The 17722-nt window shown below is 69.2% G+C and carries 14 protein-coding genes; 6 read left to right on the top strand and 8 right to left on the bottom strand.

What is annotated here, in order from left to right:
• Positions 1-10 precede the first annotated feature (10 nt).
• The 3 genes from FNH04_RS01785 (at position 11) to FNH04_RS01775 (ending at position 3856) form a co-directional block, all read left to right on the top strand.
• Entirely contained in the window at positions 11-1504 is a 1494-nt protein-coding gene (locus FNH04_RS01785) for a CoA-acylating methylmalonate-semialdehyde dehydrogenase (protein WP_322722393.1), read from the top strand.
• Between the two features lie 128 nt (positions 1505-1632).
• Positions 1633-2829 (top strand): Gfo/Idh/MocA family protein, encoded by a 1197-nt coding sequence (locus FNH04_RS01780; RefSeq protein WP_152779603.1) that lies wholly within the window; start codon positions 1633-1635, stop codon positions 2827-2829.
• Between the two features lie 28 nt (positions 2830-2857).
• On the top strand, positions 2858-3856 hold the full coding sequence (locus FNH04_RS01775; RefSeq protein WP_152779601.1) for a sugar phosphate isomerase/epimerase family protein: 999 nt from the start codon (positions 2858-2860) through the stop codon (positions 3854-3856).
• A 325-nt stretch (positions 3857-4181) separates the two neighbouring features.
• On the opposite strand, the gene FNH04_RS01765 is transcribed toward FNH04_RS01775, so the two are convergent.
• The 6 genes from FNH04_RS01765 to FNH04_RS01740 all read right to left on the bottom strand — a co-directional run bounded on the left by FNH04_RS01765 (position 4182) and on the right by FNH04_RS01740 (position 10011).
• Complete coding sequence (locus FNH04_RS01765) at positions 4182-5189, bottom strand: Ldh family oxidoreductase (RefSeq protein ID WP_152779597.1); 1008 nt, start codon at positions 5187-5189, stop codon at positions 4182-4184.
• Between the two features lie 158 nt (positions 5190-5347).
• On the bottom strand, positions 5348-5752 hold the full coding sequence (locus FNH04_RS48840; protein WP_322722390.1) for a proline racemase family protein: 405 nt from the start codon (positions 5750-5752) through the stop codon (positions 5348-5350).
• A gap of 104 nt (positions 5753-5856) precedes the next feature.
• Entirely contained in the window at positions 5857-6663 is an 807-nt protein-coding gene (locus FNH04_RS01755) for an amino acid ABC transporter ATP-binding protein (protein ID WP_152779595.1), read from the bottom strand.
• 22 nt (positions 6664-6685) lie between these two features.
• On the bottom strand, positions 6686-7657 hold the full coding sequence (locus FNH04_RS01750) for an amino acid ABC transporter permease (protein ID WP_152779593.1): 972 nt from the start codon (positions 7655-7657) through the stop codon (positions 6686-6688).
• The gene (locus tag FNH04_RS01745; protein WP_152779591.1) at positions 7657-8877 is read right to left on the bottom strand and encodes an ABC transporter substrate-binding protein; all 1221 of its coding nucleotides are present in this window, start codon (positions 8875-8877) and stop codon (positions 7657-7659) included. Before FNH04_RS01745 ends, FNH04_RS01750 begins: the two co-directional genes overlap by 1 nt.
• Positions 8878-9339: 462 nt before the next feature.
• Positions 9340-10011, bottom strand: coding sequence for a GntR family transcriptional regulator (locus FNH04_RS01740; RefSeq protein WP_152779589.1), 672 nt, complete (start codon positions 10009-10011; stop codon positions 9340-9342).
• Between the two features lie 295 nt (positions 10012-10306).
• On the opposite strand from FNH04_RS01740, the gene FNH04_RS01735 reads away from it, so the two are divergent.
• The 3 genes from FNH04_RS01735 to FNH04_RS01725 all read left to right on the top strand — a co-directional run bounded on the left by FNH04_RS01735 (position 10307) and on the right by FNH04_RS01725 (position 14419).
• Entirely contained in the window at positions 10307-11689 is a 1383-nt protein-coding gene (locus FNH04_RS01735) for a flavin monoamine oxidase family protein (protein WP_152779588.1), read from the top strand.
• Between the two features lie 37 nt (positions 11690-11726).
• Entirely contained in the window at positions 11727-12626 is a 900-nt protein-coding gene (gene dapA, locus FNH04_RS01730; RefSeq protein ID WP_152779586.1) for a 4-hydroxy-tetrahydrodipicolinate synthase, read from the top strand.
• A gap of 302 nt (positions 12627-12928) precedes the next feature.
• A complete protein-coding gene (locus tag FNH04_RS01725) occupies positions 12929-14419 on the top strand; it encodes an aminobutyraldehyde dehydrogenase (RefSeq protein WP_152779584.1) in 1491 nt (496 codons plus the stop codon).
• Between the two features lie 66 nt (positions 14420-14485).
• Here the strand turns inward: FNH04_RS01725 and FNH04_RS01720 are convergent, their stop codons facing one another.
• Together FNH04_RS01720 and FNH04_RS01715 are read right to left on the bottom strand one after the other, a co-directional pair.
• On the bottom strand, positions 14486-16126 hold the full coding sequence (locus FNH04_RS01720; RefSeq protein WP_228030976.1) for an oxidoreductase: 1641 nt from the start codon (positions 16124-16126) through the stop codon (positions 14486-14488).
• Positions 16127-16289: 163 nt separating this feature from the next.
• On the bottom strand, positions 16290-17633 hold the full coding sequence (locus FNH04_RS01715; protein WP_228030975.1) for an MFS transporter: 1344 nt from the start codon (positions 17631-17633) through the stop codon (positions 16290-16292).
• Positions 17634-17722 lie beyond the last annotated feature (89 nt).

Here is a 17722-nt window from a genome sequence, read left to right as displayed (position 1 = left end):
AACCCGCACCGTGACCACCATCCCGCACTGGATCAACGGCGCCCCCACCCAGGGCTCCGCCGCCACCCAGCCGGTGTTCAACCCCGCCACCGGCACCGAGCAGGCCCAGGTCGTCCTGGGCGGCGCCGCCGACGTGAACGCCGCCGTGCAGGCCGCTGCGGCCGCGTTCGAGACCTGGTCGGAGTCCTCGCTGACCCAGCGCACCCAGGTCATGTTCGCCTTCCGCCAACTCCTCCTCGACCACGAAGAAGAACTCGCCCGGATCATCTCCGCCGAACACGGCAAGACCATCGACGACGCCCGCGGCGAAATCACCCGCGGCCGCGAAGTCGTCGAATTCACCTGCGGACTCGGCGACATCCTCAAAGGATCCTTCTCCGACCAGGTCTCCCGCGGCATCGACGTGCACAACTTCCGCCAACCCCTCGGCGTCGTCGCGGGCATCACCCCGTTCAACTTCCCCGCCATGGTGCCCCTGTGGATGCACCCCATCGCCATCGCCACCGGCAACACCTTCATCCTCAAGCCGTCCGAGCGCGACCCCTCCGCCGCCAACTACATCGCCGACCTGTACAAGAAGGCCGGTCTGCCCGACGGTGTGTTCAACGTGGTGCACGGCGGCAAGGACGCGGTCGACGCCCTCCTCACCCACCCCGGCATCCAGGCCGTCTCCTTCGTCGGATCGACGCCGATCGCCCGATACGTCCACGAGACGGCCACCGCCCACGGCAAACGCGTCCAGGCCCTCGGCGGCGCCAAGAACCACGCCGTCGTCCTGCCCGACGCCGACCTCGACTTCGCCGCCAACCACATCACCGCCGGCGCCTACGGCTCCGCCGGCGAACGCTGCATGGCCCTCTCCGTCACCATCGCCGTCGGGACCGCAGCCGACAACCTCGTCGAAGTACTGCAACGCAAGGCCCGCGAGATCAAGGTCGGCCCCGGCGACACCCCCGGCACCGACATGGGCCCCCTGGTCACCAAAGCCGCCCAAGAACGCATCGAGAACGCCGTCACCACCGCTGCGGGACAAGGCGCCACGATCGTCGTCGACGGCCGCGGACTCAAAGTCGAAGGCCACGAGAACGGCTTCTTCACCGGCCCCTCCCTCCTCGACCACGTCACCACCCACATGGACGCCTACAAGGAAGAACTCTTCGGCCCCGTCCTCGCCATCATCCGCACCGACACCCTCGACGACGCCATCGAGCTGATCAACGCCAACCCCTACGGCAACGGCACCGCCCTGTTCACCGCCTCCGGCGAAGCCGCCCGCCGATTCCAGCGCAAGATCAACATCGGCATGATCGGCATCAACGTCCCCGTCCCCGTGCCGATGTCCTACTACTCCTTCGGCGGCTGGAAGGACTCCCTCATCGGCGACTCCCCCATCCACGGCCCCGAAGGCATCCGCTTCTACACCCGCCCCAAGGTCGTCACCACCCGCTGGCCCCAACCCACCCAGCAGACCACCGCCGAATTCAACTTCCCCACCTCCAACTGACCGGTCACCGCGACAAACCCTCTCTGGGCTCCCAACGCCGCGACGAGCGCCTGTCTTCTTCCTCCGCACCGTTCCCCGGGCCCATCGGGGCCAGCTCGATGGAAGCACCTTCTCCGAAAGGCACCCGCATGACCACGTCCGCCAAACCCATCTCCGTAGCGGTGATCGGCGCCGGCATGGCCGGCCGTAGCCACGCCGCCGGATACCGCAACGTCAACACGGTCTTCGGCGCCGGTCTGCCGCCGGTCCGTCTGGCAGCGATCGCCGACGCCAACGTCGCACTGGGCGAGGACGCCGCCCGCCGCTACGGGTACGAGAAGGCGCTCCCGAGCTGGGAGGCCGTTGTCGAGGACCCGACGATCGACGCCGTCAGCATCGTCGTGGGCAACAGTCTGCACCGCCCGATCGCGGAGGCGCTGGTCGCCGCGGGCAAGCACGTGCTGTGCGAGAAGCCGCTGGCCGGCTCGCTCGAAGATGCCCGCGCCATGGCCGAGTTGGAGCGGGGCGCCGATGTCGTGACGGCCGTCGGGTACACCTTCCGGCGTTCCCCCGGTATCAGCGCGATCCGGGACCATGTGCAGCGCGGCGAGCTGGGCGATCTCTCGCTGTTCAGCGGCCGGTACTGGTGCGACTACGCGACCGACCCGAAGGGGCCGCTGAGCTGGCGGTTCAAGGGCGGCCCCGGCTCCGGCGCCCTCGGCGACATCGGCTCGCACATCATCGACGCCGCCGAGTACGTCGCCGGGCCCATCGCCTCCGTCTCCGGTGCCTCGCTGTCGACGCAGATCCCGAAGCGTCCCCTGCCGCTGGGCGCGGTCGTCGGGCACAACGCCGCTCCCGTCTCCGACGAGCTCGGCGAGGTCGAGAACGAGGACACCGCGTCCTTCACCGCCCGCTTCGAGTCCGGTCTGGTCGGCACCTTCTCCGTGTCGCGCACCGCCTTCGGCCTGCCCAACGGGCTCTTCTTCGACGTCGCGGGCCTGGGCGGCCGGGCCGCGTTCGACCAGCACCGGCCGGCCGAGTACCTCTTCGACGACGCCCAGCCGGACGCCCGTACGCGCGGTGCCCGGCAGATCATCGCCGGCCCGAACCTGCCGTACTTCGCGGGCGGTGTCCCGATGGAGGCGCCGGGTGTGGGTGCCAGCAACGCCGACAACTTCACCTACCAGGCCCGTGCCTTCCTCGACCAGGTCGCGGGCGTCGCCGAGCCGCTGCCGGTCTGTGCCACGTTCGCCGACGCGCTGCGGACCATGGAGATCATCCAGGCCGTCGTCGCCTCCTCCCGCACCAACGGCGCCGCCGTCACCGTTCCGCCCGTCGCCTGACCACCCCCGTACCCAAGGAGCAGCCTCGATGGCCCTCAAGCTCGGCGCCTACACCGCCTGTCTGCACGACCGGACCCTCACCGAAGCCCTCGACATCCTCAAGGAGAACGGTCTGACCTCGGTGGAGGTCAACACCGGTGGCTTCATTCCGTCCCCGCACTGCCCGGTCGACCTGCTGCTGTCCTCGGCCACCGCGCGCGAGGAGTATCTGGCGGCGTTCGCCGACCGCGGGATGGAGCTGACCGGCCTCAACTGCAACGGCAACCCGCTCAACCCCCTCCCCGGAGTCGGCCCGAAGCACGCCGACGACCTGCGCCGCACCATCCGCCTCGCGGGCCTGCTCGGGGTGAAGCACGTGGTGACCATGTCCGGCACCCCCGGCTCCGACCCCGACGCCAAGTACCCCTCCTGGGTCGTCAACCCGTGGGACGGCGTCTATATGGACGTCCTGGACTACCAGTGGGGCGTGGCCGTCGAGTTCTGGCAGGAGATCGACGCGCTGGCCCGGGAGAACGACGTCCGGGTCGCCATCGAGATGCACCCGCACAACGTGGTGTTCTCCCCCGTCACCCTGAAGCGGCTCGTGGACGAGGGCGGCCTGACGAACGTGGGCGCCGAGATGGACCCCTCCCACCTGATGTGGCAGGGCATGGACGTCATCGCCTCCATCAAGTGGCTGGGCCCGCTGGTGTTCCACGCCGCCGCCAAGGACGCGACGCTCTGCCCCGGCGCCGACATCCGCGGCGTACTGGACACGTCGTTCACCCGCGTACCCGCCGACGCCCCCGGCAAGGTGCCCACCGGCTACGGCTTCTGGTGCAACGCCTGGCCGGAGAACCCGGCGTGGAAGTTCGTCGCGGTCGGCCTCGGGAACGACGTCTCCTTCTGGACCGAGTTTCTGCGCGCGCTCGCCGAGGTCGACCCGGACATGGCCGTGAACATCGAACACGAGGACGCCGCCTACTCCCAGACCGAGGGCCTCGCCCTGGCCGCCAAGAACCTGCACAGCGCCGCAGCCGCCCTGTAGCCCACCCTCGTTGTACGGCCCCGCAACCGAACCTGGGCGCGGGGCCACGGCTGTCCCACCAGGCACCCGCGATTGCCCGTGCCTGTGCCCGACCGCCGGTGCTGCGGCCTACAGCTCACCGTGCCCCGCGAGTTCAGTCCTGTGGACCGTGCGAACCGGCGCGCGTTGGCCTCCGGCCGGAACAGCGAGATGCTGCCGCCCGCGTTACGGTACGCCTTCGGCCCTTCGAAGATCTCTTTACTGCGACTTCTGGCCTGGTTACTGCGACTTCTGGCCTGGTCGGACATGAGACCGATGACGACGTCGTGCGTGGTGGTGCGCTCCTTCATCGTTGACGCGTCGCTGCGAGAAGCCGGTCGGCCAGGCCGCGGTCGAGCTGGATGGTCTTCGGGGGCTGTGGGGTCGTGGTCCACGCGGGCAGCCGTACGGAGTGCTGGTCGTGCAGGCGTTGAAGGTGGTGTTCCACGCGGTTCACGGATCCGGGGAACGTGTCCGGGGACAGGCACAGGACGAACACACCGATACCGGGGGGCTCGAACCCCTGGTCGAAGGGGGCCGCGTCGATCGAGAAGGCGGCCCCTGCCAAGGTGGCCAGCAGCTCGCCGAGCAGGGCGATGTTGCCTCCTCGGTGACCGCCGAACGGGAGCAGCGCGCCCTGGAGTGCCTCGTTCGGGTCCGTGGTCGCCGCTCCGTCCGGTCCGACGGCCCAGCCTTCGGGAAGCGGGGTTCCGGCCTGTGCGGCCTGACGCACGTTGACATAAGCCGTCTGGGAGGACGCCTGGTCGATGACGAACGGCCGGGCGCCGGCGCGCGGCACGGCATAGGCGAACGGGTTGGTCCCGAGCACCCTGGTGGCGGAACCCCCGAGTGACATCAAGGCCGGGCTGTTGGCGCACGCCACAGCGATCAACCCGGCTTCGGCCAGCCGGCGCGGGTAGTTGCCGAGCTCTCCACAGGTGTAGGAGTTCCGAATCCACAGAGTCGCCGTCCCGATACGTGCCGTCGTCTCCAGCAGAGCCGTGAAGGCGTCATCGAAAGCGACCTGGGCAAGACCGTTTCGGGCGTCGGCCACGAGGCAGGCCGGTGCGGGTCGCAGTATCTCCGCTTCCACGCCGACGGCGATCCGACCGGACTCGTAGGACCGGAGGTAATCAAACAGGTGGGCGACACCGACGGCGGTGTTGCCCGCGCTCTCTGCCGCGACGGTGGCCCGAGCGAGCGCCTGCGCGGCGCGCTGGTCGGCGCCCGCGACTTCCGCGGCCTGCGCGCAGAGCTCGACCAGCCGATCGTGGCCGAAGGTGACCGTCCCGGTCTCGTAGACCTGCTGTGCCATTGGTGTCCTTTCGACTTCAACAGGTACGGACCCGGTCCGCGGGACGCGCAGCTGAGGAGCGTATGCGTACCGCCGCGGATCGGTCCCGCCCGGGCCATGGCGTGTGAACCGGGCGGGAGCCTGCGAGTGGTACTGACGGCTTCATCAGTGAGCACGTGTCAGGCTCGGAGGTATCCGCGTGTCGCAGGATCGGCGAAGTCGACCGGGCCGCTCGCCACGGTCACCGCGTTCCTCCGGTCGGCGGCCGGATCGCTGGTAGGACCGGAGAGCTGGGTGATAGTCGTGCCGACCCCCGGATGGTCCGAGCGCTCGACCGGCGACTGGTCGTGCGCGGCGCGGAGGATGCGCGAGGAGACCCACGTGATCTCCCGGCCGTGCGACGGGATCAACTGCAACACTTGGAAGTGCCGTACGTCCGCGATCACGTGGAGCACGCCGCCCCGGCACTCGGCCCGGATCCCGATGAGCCCTGCCGGAGCCTCGAGTCTGCACTCGGTGACCGGCTCCTGCATCGGGATCATGCCGGTCTCGAGGAGGCCGCGGCGTCGGGATGTTCGGGACACCACCGGTGATGACACGCATCGGCTCGCCCGGGTGCGTCTCGACGGCGTGGATCATTTGCTGGAAAGCCATGCGTGCTTCGCTCGAAGTCCAAAGCCGCCTTCTGTCACAGAATGCTGTCGATGAAGGTCCGTGTGGACTCGTGGACGGGTGCGTCGATGACCTGGGACGGCGGGCCGTTCTCGACGAGTCGGCCCTCGGACATGAAGACCACTTCGTCGGCGACGCTACGGGCGAAGCCGATCTCATGGGTGACCACGATCATCGTCATCCCGCTGGTGGCCAACCGCTTCATGACATTGAGTACCTCACCGACCAGCTCCGGGTCCAGAGCTGAGGTCGGCTCGTCGAACAGCATCACACTGGGCTTCATCACCAGGGCCCGGGCGATGGCCACGCGCTGCTGCTGTCCGCCCGACAAGGTGCTCGGGTAGACATCGGCCTTGTGGGCCATGCCCACCTCTTCCAGCGCCTGGAGCGCGTCCTCCATGGCCGTGGCCTTGTCCACGCCCTTGACCCGGCGCGGCGCCTCGATGAGGTTCTCCATCACCGTCATGTGAGGGAAGAGGTTGTACGACTGGAAGACCATGCCGGTCTTGGTCCGCTGCTTCGCGATGGCCGCCGGCGGCAGCTCGTGCAGCTTGTCACCCTTGATGCGGTAACCGATCACCTCGCCGTCCACGATGACCGTGCCACTGGACGGGCGTTCGAGGTGATTGACGCACCGCAGCATGGTGCTCTTGCCCGAGCCGGAGCGCCCGAGGATGACGACCACCTGGCCGCGGCGCACCTCCAGGTCGACCCCCTTGAGGACTTCGACGGGGCCGAAGTTCTTGTGTAGGTCGATGATCCGAACGATGGGATCGGTCGTCGAGGCGCCAGTGCCGCCGGGCGCGGATGTCGCTGTGCTCATCGGTTCTTCACCGGTCCTTTCGTCACGCCGGATTCGGGTTGTCGTTCGACTGAGACCGCTGCGAGAGCCGGGAGCCGAGTGAGCGGAGCTTCGCGAGTCCGCCGGGTCGCTGCACGCCGACGTGGACGCCGCGCCCGTAGTGACGCTCGATGTGGCTCTGGGCGTAGGACAGCACCGTGGTGCACACCAGGTACCAGATCGAGATCACGACGAGCAGCGGGATGGTGCGGAAGTTCTGCGAGTAGATCAGTTGCGCCGAGTACAGCAGGTCGGAGAGAGCGATGATGCTGACGAGCGAGGAGTGCTTCAGCATGCCGATGACCTGGTTGCCGGTGGGGGGAACAATCACTCGCAGGGCCTGGGGCAGGATCACCCTGTGGAAGGTCAGCCACCGGTTCATCCCGAGCGCGGTGGCCGCCTCGCTCTGGTGTCTGGGCACCGAGAGAAGGCCACCACGGACGATCTCGGCCATGTAGGCCGATTCGTTGAGGGTCAGGCCGATGATGGCGACGGCCCACAGGTTCAGCACTCCGTTGGTTGCCGCGCCGGCGATTTCAGGGCCGCCGAACGGCACACTGAGCGACAACCGGGGGTAGAGCGCCGAAAGGTTGAACCAGAAGATCAGCTGGACCAGGAGCGGTGTACCTCGGAAGAACCACAGATACGCGCCGGACAGCGTGGAGAGCACCCGGTTCTCCGACATCCGGCAGGCGGCCAGCACGATGCCGAGGATGATGCCCAGAGTCATGGACACACCGGTGAGGATCAGTGTGGTGCCAAGGCCCTGCATGATCTCGGGGTGGAACAGGTACTCCCAGACGACCGGCCACTCGAAGTTGTCGTTGGTCATCGCGGAGTAGCCCAGACTCGCCGCGGCGACGAGAATGACCAGGGCGGCGAGGGCCCGACCGGAATGCCGCATCGGCACGAGTTCCGAGGGCGGGGTGGCTGACGGGTCCAGGCGTGTGGACTCCGTGACGGTGACTGCTTTCATCAGTTGCTCCCCGTCGATCCGTCGGCGGCGGTCGAAAGGATTTCGGCCTTCTCGATCAGCCCCTGGCCGGCGTTGAACTTGTCGAGGATCTTCTGCAGCTCACCGCTCTCGATCAGGTGGTCGGTGGCCGCCTGAACCGCCTTGGCGAACTTCTCGGTGTCAGCGTTGCGGGCCAGTACGAAGCCGGTCTTGTACTTGGGAGCCCATGGCAACTCGACCAGCTCGAACTGGTTCTTGGCCTGGCTCATCACATAGGCCACCTGGCTCGCGCTGCTCACGGCTGCGTCGACCCGGCTGCCCTTCAGAGCGAGGTTGACCTCGGCCTGCGACTTGAAGGTCTTGACCGTGATCGCGCCCTTGCCCGCGCTCTTGCACTTGCCCGCGAGCTTCTGGGCCAGCGCCGCCTCGGCAGAACCGAGCGACGCGGCCAGCGTGTGACCGCAGAGGTCCGTTTCCGTGTCGGCGCTCGTGATCTTGCTGCCGACCGGGACCATGAGGGCGTCGGCCGATGCGTGGTTGGTCACGAACGTGACGGTCTTCGTGCGCTCGGGCGTCGCGTAGATCTCTCCGGTCGCGGCGTCGTAACGGCCTGCCTGCAGTCCGGCGATGATGCCGTCGAACGGGGCGATCTTGATGTTGACCTTCAAGCCGAGGACTGCGGCGATCTGACGCACGTTCTCGATGTCCCAGCCGGTGGGAGCCGCGCCGTCGGCCGGCTCGATCACCGCGGGCGGGTAGGTGGCGGCGGCGATCGTCAAGGTCCCCTTCTGGGCGATCGACTTGGGGACCATGGCGGCGATCGAGTCGACCTTCTTCGACACCTTGTCCGACCCGGCAGGCGAAGACCCGGAAGACCCGGAAGCGGACGAACCACCGCACGCGGCCGTCGACCCGATCAGGGCGACGGATCCGACGATCGCCGCGAAGTGAACCAGACATGGACGACACAGACGCTTCATGACGCGCTCCTTCGGCGGAAAATGCCAGGGCGGATTGATCCCGACTCGGACCCCGTTCGCACTGGCGCAGGGCTCGGTGGTGGCTGGTAACTTCGCACCTCCACCAAGGCCTGACAAGATGTGATCACAGATCTTTTTTGCTTCGTTATCTGTGAAACCGCTCGTGAGCTGGGAAAACGCGGCTCCGAAATATTCGATGGGCGACTGCGGGGGCCGATCGCGAGAGTCGCGATCACGCCGGGCGAGCAGAGGCGCGGCCATCAACACCCGTCGCAGGGCCACCCCTCCGGCTCGCGGCAGGCAGGTCCGGGGCGCGCGGGATTCATGACAGTTGTGACCATCCGGATGGATTCCGGTCACCTTCACTTCGCTGACGACGGCGACCGAGCCGAGGCCGGGGCCGGGGCCGGGGCCGGAGAAGATCTGATGCGTGCCGGATCGTCCAGCATCCAGGCCCGCAGGTCGTCATCGACGCCGACACGCGTCTGGCGATCACAGACGGAGTCCACTCGGGTCCCGCCCCGTTGTCCCGCAACGGCGCAGGGCTCCCCCGCGGGACCGTCGACAGCTCGGTGACGGCCTTCACCACGTGGTCCGGGCCGTCGCCCGCACGCGCGACCCGACCCTCACCACACGCCACATGACCCACAGGCACACGCAGACACACTGCACCGCCCGCCCCCGCGCTGCTGGAACAGGCTCACCGGACTGCTGGGACAGGCTTCAGCCGTAAGACTCGAGTTGCGCTTTGATCCGGTCGGTGGCATCGACGAGAGACTCGTTGGAGATGGCGGCCGCCGCCTCGGCATCAGACGCGTCCGCGGCTTCGACCAGGCGTTCCTGGTAGCGCCAGAGCGTGTTGTCGCCCGACTCGTCGAGGGCGGCCCGGGCGCCGACGATCTTGTAGGCGCGGCAGTGCTGCCACATCGTGCGGATGGTGTTGAGCAGTACGGGGTTGCCGCCCGCCTCGTAGAGGATGGCCAGCAATGCCTCGTCGTGGTCGAGGTAGGGGACCACGGCGCCCTCGGTGATCGCGCGCTGCATCAGCTCGAACTCCTGGCGCATACGGGCGACGTCCACAGAGCCGATCTGCGCGGCACCACGGCGCGCGGCCTCCACCTCGAGGAGACGTCGCGTGTCGTAGACGTGCAGCAGTTCGGCGAGGTTCAGGCCCTTGACCACCGAGCCCTTGTGCGGAACGCGTTCGGCGAAGCCGGACTCCTCGAGGCGTCGGATCGCTTCGCGTACCGGCATCACGCTGGTTCCGACTTCGGCGGCGATATCGCGGATGCGCAGACGGTATCCGGCCGGATACTCACCGCTCGTGATCGCCTCGTGCAAAACCGCGTACACCTTGTCGGTCAGGGAGGGCGACGGCTCGACACGTTTGGACATACGCACGACTGAATCATAAATAACCTGGTCGGTGGAGGGGTTCGGGTACCCGCCTCCGCCATGCCCCTGACTACGGGGCCCCGCGATGGTTCCATCCGGCTGATCCATGAGATCCCCTCACCCCATTGTGTGATCTGTGATCACATTCTATGGTGGCGGGCAACTCATACGGGACGTAGTTCCCCGGGCCCGCGCGGCTTCCCGCACTCCCCCGATGCGCCCGCGTGTCCCCGCACGTCACGCATCCCTGCCGCATCCGTGGAACCCGCCCACGCCATCGAGAAGAGGAACGGTCATGAAGGACGTGGTCATCGTCGGCGGTGGCATCGCCGGTCTCTCCGCCGGGTGGCGGCTGCGGCACTGGGACACGCTTGTGCTGGAGTCGGAGGGCCGGGTGGGTGGCCGTATCCGGTCGGAGAGGCGGGGGCCGTACTGGCTGAACTGGGGCGGGCACGTCTATGCCGGCGGGGACTCGGCGACGTCGTGGCTGCTGAACAGCACCGGTGTGGACTCGGTGGCGGTGCCCGGTTCGCTGGCCGGGCTGTCGATGAACGGCAAGCTGCTGCTTCGGGGCCGGGTGGAGAGCTACCCGTTCCGCATTCCGATGTCGATGCGGTCGCGGGTGGGCATGGTCAGGGCGGGTGCGAAGGTCGCGGTGCAGGTGGCCCGCTACGCCCGGATCGTGGGACGCAGGCCGGGCGAGAGCGAGGCCCAGCGCCAGCAGCGGATCTACGACTTCATGAACGACCGCTCCTTCAAGGACTTCATCGGCGACCTGCCCGAGGACGCCGAGGCCCTGTTCAAGCCCACGGTCACCCGCTCCGCCGCCGACATCGACCAGCTCTCCGCAGGCGCGGGCGTCGGCTACTTCAGCCTGGTGTGGAACATCGGCGCGGGGCTCTCCCAGAGCATCCTCGGCGGCCCCTCCACCCTCACCGAGAGCATCGCCGCGGCCCTGGGGGACCGGGTCCGGCTGAGCGCGCCCGTCGACGAGATCGTCCACAAGAAGGACTCGGTCGTCGTCCGCTACCGGCAGGACGGTGTCGAGCAGGAGGTCGAGGCCCGCTGCGTGGTCCTGGCCACCCCGGCGACCGTCAGCCACCGCATCGCCGTCGACCTCGACCGTGACGTCCGCGAGGCCCTGTCGAAGATCGTCTACGGCCCCTACGTCAGCGCCGCGTTCCTCTCCGACGAGACCGGCCGCCAGATCTGGGACGACGCCTACGGCATCGCCACCCCGAAACGCTCCTTCAACATCGCGCTCAACATGTCCAACGTCGTCCACTGTTACGAGCGCGAGCGCCGCCCCGGCAGCAGCATCATGACCTTCTCCCCGGGCAGCCTCGCACGCGAACTGCTCGAACACGACGACGACACCATCCGGCGCATCTATCTCGACGACCTCGACCAGGTCCTGCCCGGCTTCGCCGGCAACGTCGTCGAGGCCGGGATCCAGCGCTGGCCCACCGGTGCCCCGTACTGCTTCCCCGGCCGCGGCAAGCTCCAGCCCATCCTCACCCGCCGTACCGGCCGGGTCCTCCTGGCCGGCGACTACCTCGGCACCCTCTACACCGAGACCGCCATCCAGACCGGCCTGGCCGCCGCCCAGGAAGCCCGCAGCCTGCTCGCCACCGACCGACAGACCGCCGCTCCCCTCGGCCTCGCCCGCAGCGCCTGAGCCCGCCCGATTCCCGCGAACCCCCCGGAGACCTGCCATGACATCACGCCTGAGCGGCATCCTCACCGCGCTCGCCACCCCGTTCACGCCCGACGACGCCATCGACGAGAAGCTGCTGCGCCGCCTGGTCGACCGCAGCATCGACGGCGGCGTCGACGGAGTCGTCGCCTGCGGCTCCACCGGCGAGTTCGCGGCGATGACCGGCGACGAGCGGCGCCTGCTCGTCGAGACCGTCATCGACCAGACCGCCGGCCGCGCCCCCGTCGTCGCCCAGACCGGCGCCGTCAGCACGCGCGAGGCCGTCGCCCTCTCCCGGCACGCCGAAGCCGCCGGCGCCTCCGTCCTCATGGTCGTCGCCCCGTACTACGAGCCGCTCACCCTCGACGAGACCCTGCACTACCTGCGCACCGTCGCCGACGCCGTGCAGATCCCGATCATGCTCTACAACCTGCCGGGCGCCACCGGCGTGAACCTCACTCCCGAGACCGTCGGCATGCTGGCCCGCCGCCACCAGAACATCCGCTACATCAAGGACACCAGCGCCGACATGGCCCAGGCCGGGCAGCTCATCCACCACCACGGCGACGTCATCTCCACCTTCATCGGCTGGGACAGCCTCCTCCTGCAGGCGACCTCCGAGGGCGCCGCCGGTGTCATGGCCGGCACCGCGAACGTCATGCCCGCCGAACTGGTCTCGGTCCACCGCGCGCTGCGCGACGGCGACCTGACCCGGGCCCGCGAGCAGTGGCTGCGGATCTACCCGCTCATGGACACACTGATGTCCGCCCCGTTCATTCCCGCGATCAAGGCCGCGCTGGAGGAGATCGGCCTGCCGGTCGGCGCCCCGCGCGAGCCCCTGCTCGCGGTGGACGACGCGACCCGCGCGCGCATCGCCGCCGCCGTCGCCGCGCTCCCTCACCTCTCGGTCGCGCGGTGACTTCCGGGCAGCCGCGCTGAGAACCCTGGACGACGCCGTCGTACGTACCGTGCACGCCCCGGGCACGGCGACGGCTCCGCACACTGCCGCCCGCTGATCGCCACCGGCGGACCGGACGCCGGCGACTGCGGCCACGTCCTCACCGGCAGGGCTGCGGGTCGCGACGGCGACGACATCACCTACTCCAGCTCCGGCCCCGGCGTCCAGGACACGGCGGCAGCCCGGACCGGCCACCAGCCCGCCCCGGAGCCGGACATCGACCACACCTTCGACCGCTACCCGACACAAGGGAGTCAGCTGGCATGACCACGAACGTGAACCGCGCTGCCGACGCCGCGCCTCTGATCGCCGAGGGCGACCTGCCTCCGGCCCGCTTCTTCGTCGACGGCGCGTTCTCCGACGCTTCCGCCGAGAGCTTCACCGAGGTGATCGACCCGTGCACCGAGGAGCTGATCGCCCGCATCCCCGACGGCACCACCGAGGACGTCGACACCGCGGTCGCCGCCGCACTCGCCGCCCAGGAGGACTGGGCGCGGCGGGTGCCCAAGGAGCGGTCCGAGGTGCTGCACGCGATCGCCGACCGGCTCGCCGAGCACACCGACGTCCTGGTGCGCCTGGAGGCCGCCAACACCGGCAAACCCTTCTCGGTGGCACGCGACGACGTGGCCAGCGCGATCGACACGTTCCGCTTCATGGCGGGCGCCCTGCGCGCGACCACCACCATGGCCGCCGGGGACTACGCCGAGAACCACCTCTCGGTCATCCTGCGCGAGCCCCTCGGCGTCATCGGCGTCGTGACGCCGTGGAACTACCCCCTGCTGATGGCCGCCTGGAAGATCGCCCCGATCCTCGCCGCCGGCAACACCCTGGTGATCAAGCCGTCCGAGCAGACCCCGCTGACCACCCTGAAGTTCGCCGAACTCACGGCCGACCTGCTGCCGCCCGGCGTCGTGAACGTGGTGACGGGCACGGGCCCCGTGGTCGGCGCCCGGCTCGCGGAGCACCCCGACGTGGCCATGATCGCGCTGACCGGATCGGTACGCAGCGGTCGCGCCGTCGCCCGGACAGCCGCCGAGTCGCTCAAGCGCGTCCACCTGGAGCTGGGCGGCAAGGCCCCGGTCGTCATCTTCGAGGACGCCGATCTCAAGGCTGCGGCCGCCGCCCTGCGCGTCGCGAGCTACTGGAACTCCGGCCAGGAGTGCGGAGCCGCCTGCCGCGTCCTCGTCCACGAGTCCGTCGCCGACCGGCTCGTCAAGGAACTCGTCCGCGAGGTCAGCGAACTGGCCGTCGGCGACCCGCGGGCCGGTGAGGACATCGAGGTCGGCCCACTCGTCTCCAAGGCGCACTTCGACCGCGTCCTCGGCTGTCTCGACCGGGCACTGAGCGGCGGAGCACGGGCCGCGATCGGAGGGGGCGCCCTGGACGGGCCGGGCTACTTCGTGGCCCCGACCGTGCTGGTCGACGTGGCCGAGGGCTCGGAGGTCACCCGTGAGGAGGTCTTCGGACCCGTAGTCACCGTCGAGACGTTCACCAGCGAGGACGAAGCGGTCCGCCGGGCCAACGACGTCCCCGTCGGCCTCGCCGCCTCCGTGTGGACCGAGAGCGCCCGCCGCAGCCACTCCGTCGCCGCGCGCCTGGACTCCGGCACCGTCTGGGTGAACTCCCACCTCGTCATCGCCAACGAGGTCCCCTGGGGCGGCTTCAAGGGCTCCGGCTACGGCCGCGACCTGTCTCTGTACGCCCTCGACGACTACTCACGGACCAAGCACGTGATGCACAACCACGGCCGCTGACCACGGCCGCCGAGAGCGGTCCCGCACCAGCCATCGGCGCGCCGCTGTCGCCTTCGGCGGTTGGGTTCAGGTGGCCTGAGCCCCGGGGCGCGGCTGCAGGTCGGCGGCCGCGGCGCCGAAGAGCAGCTTTGTCGCGCCTCCTCGGACGAGGGCCTCCACCGCGTCGAGTGCCTGGTTGCCGCCGTGGTCGTCGTAGACCAGCACGCGCCCCCGCGGCCGTCGCGCCCCGGCGAGGACGTCCCAGGTGTCGATCACCAGGCCGGCCCCGGGAACGGAGGGTGCCGCGGGAGTGCCGCCGGTCGCGACGATCACGACGTCCCATGACTGCGCGAGGAGTGTCCGGGCTTCGACGTAGGTGTTCCACGAGATCGGTACGCCCAGGCGGGCGAGTTCGTCGGTGCGCCAGTCGATGATGCCGCGCAGGTCGCGGCGGCGAGGGGCGAGCGAGGCCAGTAGCAGCTGGCCGCCCGCCTTGTCGGAGGCCTCGAAGGGATGGACGTCGTGACCGCGCTCCGCGAGGACCCGGGCTGCTTCCAGGCCGGCGGGCCCGGCCCCGACCACCGCCACGCGCCGTGGTGTGCGCGCACGGTCGACGCGCTGGGGTACCTCCAGTTCGCGGCCGGTGGACGGGTTGTGCATGCAGAACGCCGCGCCGGAGGCGTAGATGCCGTCGATGCACATGTTGGCGCCGACGCACGGACGGATCCGGTCCGTGCGGCCGTCGCGGACCTTGTCGGGCAGTTCGGGGTCGGCCATCAGCGCCCTGGTCATGCCGACCAGATCGAGCAGACCCTCGGCGACGGCGTACCGCGCGGTGGCGACGTCGCTGATCCGGGCGGCGTGCATGACCGGGACGGAGAGCTTCTGCTTGATCCGCCCGGCGAACTCCAGATGGGGAGAGGCGGGCGTGGACATCGGCGGGATCGTGCGGGCCAGGTCGGCGTCGGTGCCGATCGAGCCCTTGATCAGGCTGATGAAGTCGATGCCGGCCTCGGTGACGTCCTCGGCGATGCGCAGGGCCTCGGGCGTCTCCAGACCGCCCTCGCGCTCCTCGTCGAAGGTCATGCGCACGCCGATGACGAATTCCGGTCCGACTGCTTCCCGCACGGCACGGATCACCTGGAGCGGGTAGCGCATCCGGTTCTCGTAGGAGCCGCCGTACTCGTCGTCGCGGTGATTCCAGAAGGGCGTCCAGAACGAGTCCAGGAAGTGGCCCCACGTCATGAGTTCGATGCCGTCGAGGCCCGCCGACCGGCAGCGCTGTGCGGCGGCGACGAAGTCCCGCAGCACCCGGTCGAGGTCCCACTGCTCGGCCGCCTTGGTGAACGCGCGGTGCGCGGGTTCGCGGACGCTGCTCGCCGAGATCGCCGGGAGCCAGTTGTCGGTGTAGTTGCTGGTGCGGTGTCCGAGATGCGTGAGCTGGGTCATCACGGCGGCGCCCTGCTCGTGGACCTCGTCGGCGAGGCGGCGCAGCCAGGGCTCCGCCTCGTCCTTCCAGAGCTGCAGGTTGCCGAAGGCCGGTGCGCTGTCCCGGCTGACCAGGGCACTGCCGCCGATCATGGTCAGCCCGACCCCGCCGCGGGCCTTCTCGACGTGGTAGGCGCGGTAGCGGTCCTTGGGCAGGCCGTCCTCGCTGTACGCCGGTTCGTGGGACGTGCTGACGATGCGGTTGCGAAGAGTCAGGTTCTTCAGGACGAACGGACTCATCAAGGGGTCGTCGACAGTCACACCAGACCTCCGGGGGCGAACGGGTGTACGGGATCGGCGCCCGTGGTGGTGCATGACGTGCAACGCTCCGCGGGCGTGACGTCCGTACGGCGACCGAGGCGGCCAGGGCCCCGCCAGGTGATGGCCCGTCCTGACGGTGAGGTCAGACGGCGGCGGGGCGGCCGACGGGCTCCGGCTTGGATGACAGCGAGGCGGCCTCGTGCAGAGCCATGCCGCGTGTCTCGGGCGCCCACACGACGGAGACGACGGCGCCGAGGAGGCTGATGGCCGCGGCCGCGAGCATGGTGCCGCCGACGCCCCAGCCGGTCAGGGCCATGGGGACGAGGTAGGTGCCGACGGCGGCACCGATACGGCTGGCGGAGGAGGCGAGGCCCACGGCGGAGCCGCGTACCTCGGTCGGGAACAGCTCGTTCGGGTAGATCCACTGGAGGATCTGGGTGCCGCCGATGATGACCGCGTACAGGGCGAACAGGGTCATGATCACGCCCGAGGGGGCGTCCGGGAAGATGCCGAGCAGCAGCAGTGCCAGGCCCGACCAGACGAAGCTGTGGATGACCAGGGGGCGCCGGCCCATGCGGTTCACACAGAGCAGGGCGATCACACAGCCGATGAGGAACATGACGGTGATCATGGCTTCGCCGATGTTGGCGAGCCCGCCTTCGAGCTGGAGCGCGTCCAGGATCTTCGGGCCGAAGGCGTAGATGGCGAAGAGCGGCACGATGGAACAGGTCCAGAAGACCGTGATGTAGAGCATCCGTCCGCCGTAGCCGGAGCGCAGGATCGCCTTGACGTCGAGGTTCTCCCGCTCCCCCGTCTCGTCCGGCAGGTCGGCGATCGTCACGTCGGGGCCGTAGACCTGCTTGAGGACGGCCTCGGCCTCTTCGACGCGGCCCTTGTTGGCCAGCCAGCGCGGGGACTCGGGCGTGCCGTGGCGCAGCAGCACGATGATCGTGGCGGGCAGCGTGGCGCTGGCGAGCATCCACCGCCACCCGTCGTCGCCGACCTGCAGCAGGATCTCGCCGACGATGTACGCCACTGCGGCGCCGACGAACCACATGACCACCAGGGCGCCCAGCAGCGGTCCCCGGTAGCGGCGCGGAGTGAACTCGGCGAGCAGCGAGGTGGCGATGGGGTAGTCCGCGCCGACCGCCATGCCGATCAGCAGCCGCAGAATGAACAGCCACACCGGGTCGGAGGCCCAGAACTGTGCGACGGAGCAGACGATGATGGCGATCAGGTCGATGGTGTACAGGAGCTGCCGGCCGAACTTGTCGGTCAGCCAGCCGCCCACGAACGCGCCGAGGAAGATCCCGATGAGCGCGGACGCGCCGATCAGGCCCTCGGCGGAGTCGGAGAGGTTCAGCTGCGGCGAGATCTGCACCATGGCGACGCCGATGATGCTCAGGACGTAGCCGTCGAGGAACGGGCCTCCTGAGGAGTACAGCGCCAGTTTCTTGTGGAAGGGCGACAGTGGTGCGTCGTCCAACCTGTTTCCTGCGTTTTCGCTCATTGCGGCCTCCGGGAGCGGTCTCGGGCCTACCCGTTCAGGGGCAGGTCCGGGCCAGGTGGGGGTTC

It is taken from the genome of Streptomyces phyllanthi (genome assembly GCF_009377205.1).
Lineage (GTDB): Bacteria > Actinomycetota > Actinomycetes > Streptomycetales > Streptomycetaceae > Streptomyces > Streptomyces phyllanthi.
The sequence above is the reverse complement of the archived record's forward strand: the minus strand, read 5'-3'. Positions and strand labels throughout refer to the sequence as shown.

Coding starts and splice junctions, on each gene's coding strand:
- FNH04_RS01745 (WP_152779591.1), bottom strand. CDS start 8,877: ATGGCCGCGCCTCTGCTCGCCCGGCGTGATCGCGACTCTCGCGATCGG.
- FNH04_RS01765 (WP_152779597.1), bottom strand. CDS start 5,189: ATGGCACAGCAGGTCTACGAGACCGGGACGGTCACCTTCGGCCACGAT.
- FNH04_RS01750 (WP_152779593.1), bottom strand. CDS start 7,657: ATGAAAGCAGTCACCGTCACGGAGTCCACACGCCTGGACCCGTCAGCC.
- FNH04_RS01775 (WP_152779601.1), top strand. CDS start 2,858: ATGGCCCTCAAGCTCGGCGCCTACACCGCCTGTCTGCACGACCGGACC.
- FNH04_RS01725 (WP_152779584.1), top strand. CDS start 12,929: ATGACCACGAACGTGAACCGCGCTGCCGACGCCGCGCCTCTGATCGCC.
- FNH04_RS01720 (WP_228030976.1), bottom strand. CDS start 16,126: ATGAGTCCGTTCGTCCTGAAGAACCTGACTCTTCGCAACCGCATCGTC.
- FNH04_RS01755 (WP_152779595.1), bottom strand. CDS start 6,663: ATGAGCACAGCGACATCCGCGCCCGGCGGCACTGGCGCCTCGACGACC.
- FNH04_RS01780 (WP_152779603.1), top strand. CDS start 1,633: ATGACCACGTCCGCCAAACCCATCTCCGTAGCGGTGATCGGCGCCGGC.
- FNH04_RS01740 (WP_152779589.1), bottom strand. CDS start 10,011: ATGTCCAAACGTGTCGAGCCGTCGCCCTCCCTGACCGACAAGGTGTAC.
- dapA (WP_152779586.1), top strand. CDS start 11,727: ATGACATCACGCCTGAGCGGCATCCTCACCGCGCTCGCCACCCCGTTC.
- FNH04_RS01735 (WP_152779588.1), top strand. CDS start 10,307: ATGAAGGACGTGGTCATCGTCGGCGGTGGCATCGCCGGTCTCTCCGCC.